A 5,180-nucleotide genomic window follows, 5' to 3' on the forward strand; every position below is an offset into this window, starting at 1 on the left:
TGATGGAAATGGAAGCCACGCAAGCACCTTAAAATCACCATCATACACTAAATCAGTAAGTTGGCAGCATTACCAAATTCTGAGTGTAATAATGTAGCGGCGTGTCTTTCGAGGATAAGTGCATTATGAATATCTTACATGTATGTGTGACCTCAAAATGGTTCAATATCGACAATAAGATTGTCGATCACCGCCCTTAATTTACCCTTCTGTAGCCATCACCAGAGCCAAACCGATTAGATTCAATGTGATCGATTAGTTTGCTATATCTTAATTTTGCCTTTTGCAAAGGCCATCTCTCGTTTATTTACTTATTTTAGTAAATGATGGTGCTTGTATATATACATGGTGAATTAATGGATATTGCAGATGTAATATTCACAGGGATCACTGTAATTAAAATAAATGAAGGATTATGTAATGGAAAACTTTAAACATCTCCCTGAACCGTTCCGCATTCGTGTTATTGAGCCAGTAAAACGTACTACTCGCGCTTATCGTGAAGAAGCAATTATTAAATCCGGTATGAACCCGTTCCTGCTGGATAGCGAAGATGTGTTTATCGATTTACTGACCGACAGCGGCACCGGGGCGGTAACCCAAAGTATGCAGGCAGCGATGATGCGCGGCGACGAAGCCTACAGCGGCAGCCGCAGCTACTATGCGTTAGCCGAGTCAGTGAAAAATATCTTTGGTTATCAATATACTATTCCGACTCACCAGGGCCGTGGCGCAGAGCAAATCTATATTCCGGTACTGATTAAAAAACGCGAGCAGGAAAAAGGCCTGGATCGCAGCAAAATGGTGGCATTCTCTAACTATTTCTTTGATACCACGCAGGGCCATAGCCAGATTAACGGCTGTACCGTGCGTAACGTCTATATCAAAGAAGCCTTCGATACGGGCGTGCGTTACGACTTTAAAGGCAACTTTGACCTCGAAGGATTAGAACGCGGTATTGAAGAAGTTGGCCCGAATAACGTGCCGTATATCGTTGCAACCATCACCAGTAACTCTGCAGGTGGTCAGCCGGTTTCACTGGCAAACTTAAAAGCGATGTACAGCATCGCGAAGAAATACGATATTCCGGTGGTAATGGACTCCGCACGCTTTGCTGAAAACGCCTATTTCATCAAGCAGCGTGAAGCAGAATACAAAGACTGGACCATCGAGCAGATCACCCGCGAAACCTACAAATATGCCGATATGCTGGCGATGTCCGCCAAGAAAGATGCGATGGTGCCGATGGGCGGCTTGCTGTGCATGAAAGACGACAGCTTCTTTGATGTGTACACCGAGTGCAGAACCCTTTGCGTGGTGCAGGAAGGCTTCCCGACATATGGCGGCTTGGAAGGCGGCGCGATGGAGCGTCTGGCGGTAGGTCTGTATGACGGCATGAATCTCGACTGGCTGGCTTATCGTATCGCGCAGGTACAGTATCTGGTCGATGGTCTGGAAGAGATTGGCGTTGTCTGCCAGCAGGCGGGCGGTCACGCGGCATTCGTTGATGCCGGTAAACTGCTGCCGCATATCCCGGCAGACCAGTTCCCGGCACAGGCGCTGGCGTGCGAGCTGTATAAAGTCGCCGGTATCCGTGCGGTAGAAATTGGCTCTTTCCTGTTAGGCCGCGATCCGAAAACCGGTAAACAACTGCCATGCCCGGCTGAACTGCTGCGTTTAACCATTCCGCGCGCAACATATACTCAAACACATATGGACTTCATTATTGAAGCCTTTAAACATGTAAAAGAGAACGCGGCGAATATTAAAGGATTAACCTTTACCTACGAACCAAAAGTATTGCGTCACTTCACCGCAAAACTGAAAGAAGTTTAATTAATACTACAGAGTGGCTATAAGGATGTTAGCCACTCTCTTACCCTACATCCTCAATAACAAAAATAGCCTTCCTCTAAAGGTGGCATCATGACTGATCAAGCTGAAAAAAAGCACTCTGCATTTTGGGGTGTTATGGTTATAGCAGGTACAGTAATTGGTGGAGGTATGTTTGCTTTACCTGTTGATCTTGCCGGTGCCTGGTTTTTCTGGGGTGCCTTTATCCTTATCATTGCCTGGTTTTCAATGCTTCATTCCGGGTTATTGTTATTAGAAGCAAATTTAAATTATCCTGTCGGCTCCAGTTTTAACACCATCACCAAAGATTTAATAGGTAACACCTGGAACATTATCAGCGGTATTACCGTTGCCTTCGTTCTCTATATCCTCACTTATGCCTATATCTCTGCTAATGGTGCGATCATTAGTGAAACGATATCAATGAATTTGGGCTATCACGCTAATCCACGTATTGTCGGGATCTGCACAGCCATTTTCGTTGCCAGCGTATTGTGGATAAGTTCGTTAGCCGCCAGTCGCATTACCTCATTGTTCCTCGGGCTGAAGATTATCTCCTTTGTGATCGTGTTTGGTTCTTTCTTCTTCCAGGTCGATTACTCCATCCTGCGCGATGCCACCAGCACCACTGCGGGAACGTCTTACTTCCCGTATATCTTTATGGCTTTGCCGGTGTGTCTGGCGTCATTTGGTTTCCACGGCAATATTCCCAGCCTGATTATTTGCTATGGCAAACGCAAAGATAAGTTAATCAAAAGCGTGGTATTTGGTTCGCTGCTGGCGCTGGTGATTTATCTCTTCTGGCTCTATTGCACGATGGGGAATATTCCGCGCGAAAGCTTTAAGGCGATAATCTCCTCAGGCGGCAACATTGATTCGCTGGTGAAATCGTTCCTCGGCACCAAACAGCACGGCATTATCGAGTTTTGCCTGCTGGTGTTCTCTAACTTAGCTGTTGCCAGTTCGTTCTTTGGTGTCACGCTGGGGTTGTTCGATTATCTGGCGGACCTGTTTAAGATTGATAACTCCCACGGCGGGCGTTTCAAAACCGTGCTGTTAACCTTCCTGCCACCTGCGTTGTTGTATCTGATCTTCCCGAACGGCTTTATTTACGGGATCGGCGGTGCCGGGCTGTGCGCCACCATCTGGGCGGTCATTATTCCCGCAGTGCTTGCAATCAAAGCTCGCAAGAAGTTTCCCAATCAGATGTTCACGGTCTGGGGCGGCAATCTTATTCCGGCGATTGTCATTCTCTTTGGTATAACCGTGATTTTGTGCTGGTTCGGCAACGTCTTTAACGTGTTACCTAAATTTGGCTAAATCCTTCAAGAAGCCAGCCATTCGCTGGCTTCTTGCCTCTCAGGAAATCACTTATGTCCAAATGGCAACTCGCCTTATCCTCCTTCACCACGTATGCTTTGCGTCACCTTACTATCAGGACGCTTTAGCCCATGTCCCGCTTTTTGATTTGTAGTTTTGCCCTGGTTTTACTTTATCCCGCCGGGATTGATATGTACCTCGTTGGTTTACCGCGCATCGCCGCCGATCTCAATGCCAGCGAAGCGCAGTTGCATATTGCGTTCTCCGTATATCTGGCGGGGATGGCAGCTGCGATGCTATTTGCCGGTAAAGTGGCCGATCGTTCAGGGAGAAAGCCGGTCGCCATACCCGGCGCGGCGCTATTTATTATTGCCTCGGTGTTCTGTTCACTGGCTGAAACCAGCACGTTATTTCTTGCAGGCCGATTTCTACAGGGGTTGGGCGCAGGCTGTTGTTACGTGGTGGCGTTCGCCATTTTGCGCGACACGCTGGATGATCGACGTCGGGCTAAAGTGCTGTCATTACTCAACGGTATTACCTGCATCATTCCGGTGTTAGCGCCAGTGCTCGGACATCTGATTATGCTTAAATTCCCGTGGCAGAGTCTGTTCTGGGCGATGGCAATGATGGGCATCGCGGTACTGATGTTGTCTTTGTTTATTTTAAAAGAAACGCGCCCAGCGTCCCCCGCTGCTTCGGACAAACCACGAGAAAATAGCGAGTCGCTGCTTAATCGTTTTTTCCTCAGCCGTGTTGTTATCACCACCCTCAGCGTTTCGGTGATCCTCACTTTCGTCAATACATCGCCGGTATTGCTGATGGAAATCATGGGGTTTGAGCGCGGAGAATACGCCACCATTATGGCGCTGACCGCTGGCGTCAGCATGACCTTTTCATTCTCGACGCCATTTGCGCTGGGAATTTTTAAGCCACGTACGTTGATGATCACCTCGCAGGTGTTATTCCTTGCGGCGGGGATCACCCTTGCCGTTTCACCTTCCCATGCGGTTTCTCTGTTTGGTATCACGCTGATTTGCGCCGGTTTCTCGGTAGGTTTTGGCGTAGCGATGAGTCAGGCGTTAGGACCATTTTCATTACGCGCGGGCGTAGCCAGCTCGACCTTAGGTATTGCGCAGGTTTGCGGTTCGTCACTGTGGATTTGGCTGGCCGCGGTGGTTGGTATCGGCGCATGGAATATGCTGATCGGGATTCTGATTGCCTGTAGCATAGTGAGCCTGTTGCTGATTATGTTCGTCGCGCCTGGACGCCCCGTTGCCGCTCATGAAGAAATCCATCACCACGCTTGATCTCAATCTGCTGCTCTGTCTGCAACTGCTGATGCAGGAGCGCAGCGTGACCAAAGCGGCGAAGCGGATGAACGTGACCCCTTCAGCGGTGAGTAAGTCGCTGGCAAAGTTAAGAGCGTGGTTTGACGACCCGCTCTTTGTGAACTCACCGCTGGGGCTGTCGCCCACACAGCTAATGGTCAGCATGGAGCAAAATCTGGCGGAATGGATGCAAATGAGCAATCTGCTGCTGGATAAACCGCACCACCAGACACCGCGCGGCCTGAAGTTTGAGTTGGCGGCGGAATCGCCGCTGATGATGATCATGCTTAATGCGCTGTCGAAACGGATCTACCAACGTTACCCGCAGGCGACCATCAAACTACGTAACTGGGATTACGATTCCTTAGATGCCATTACTCGTGGTGAAGTGGATATTGGTTTTTCCGGTCGCGAAAGCCATCCTCGCTCGCGGGAGCTGTTAAGCTCGCTACCGTTAGCCATTGATTATGAAGTGCTGTTTAGTGATGTACCCTGCGTCTGGTTACGCAAAGATCATCCGGCACTGCATGAAACGTGGAATCTGGACACCTTTTTACGTTATCCGCATATCAGCATTTGCTGGGAACAGAGCGACACCTGGGTGAGGTGTACTGGCAATAGCGGACACTACCATTTGTTCTTTTTTTAAGCAGCCATCTGATGATATTTTTCCCTGAA

At 48.8% G+C, this 5,180-nt stretch carries 4 protein-coding genes and 1 pseudogene; all 5 read left to right on the forward strand.

Annotated features, from left to right (window positions below; genetic code table 11):
• Positions 1-125: 125 nt before the first annotated feature.
• Entirely contained in the window at positions 126-200 is a 75-nt protein-coding gene (gene tnaC / locus ABZJ92_RS20465; protein WP_011069570.1) for a tryptophanase leader peptide, read from the forward strand.
• 220 nt (positions 201-420) lie between these two features.
• Entirely contained in the window at positions 421-1,836 is a 1,416-nt protein-coding gene (gene tnaA, locus ABZJ92_RS20470; protein WP_001295247.1) for a tryptophanase, read from the forward strand.
• Positions 1,837-1,926: 90 nt separating this feature from the next.
• Entirely contained in the window at positions 1,927-3,174 is a 1,248-nt protein-coding gene (gene tnaB / locus ABZJ92_RS20475; RefSeq protein WP_000131907.1) for a low affinity tryptophan permease TnaB, read from the forward strand.
• A gap of 131 nt (positions 3,175-3,305) precedes the next feature.
• Positions 3,306-4,481, forward strand: a complete 1,176-nt coding sequence (gene mdtL, locus ABZJ92_RS20480; protein ID WP_000085985.1) for a multidrug efflux MFS transporter MdtL — start codon at positions 3,306-3,308, stop codon at positions 4,479-4,481.
• Positions 4,456-5,103: pseudogene (gene yidZ, locus ABZJ92_RS20485) on the forward strand (HTH-type transcriptional regulator YidZ); the annotation flags it as partial. The gene mdtL and the pseudogene yidZ, both read left to right, overlap by 26 nt.
• Positions 5,104-5,180: the final 77 nt, after the last annotated feature.

This window comes from Shigella sp. FJ200513 (assembly GCF_040495915.1).
Classification (GTDB): Bacteria; Pseudomonadota; Gammaproteobacteria; order Enterobacterales; family Enterobacteriaceae; genus ECMA0423.

Bases quoted from the DNA above. Each gene is read 5' to 3' on its own strand.
- tnaA (WP_001295247.1), top strand. From the start codon at position 421: ATGGAAAACTTTAAACATCTCCCTGAACCGTTCCGCATTCGTGTTATT.
- mdtL (WP_000085985.1), top strand. From the start codon at position 3,306: ATGTCCCGCTTTTTGATTTGTAGTTTTGCCCTGGTTTTACTTTATCCC.
- tnaB (WP_000131907.1), top strand. From the start codon at position 1,927: ATGACTGATCAAGCTGAAAAAAAGCACTCTGCATTTTGGGGTGTTATG.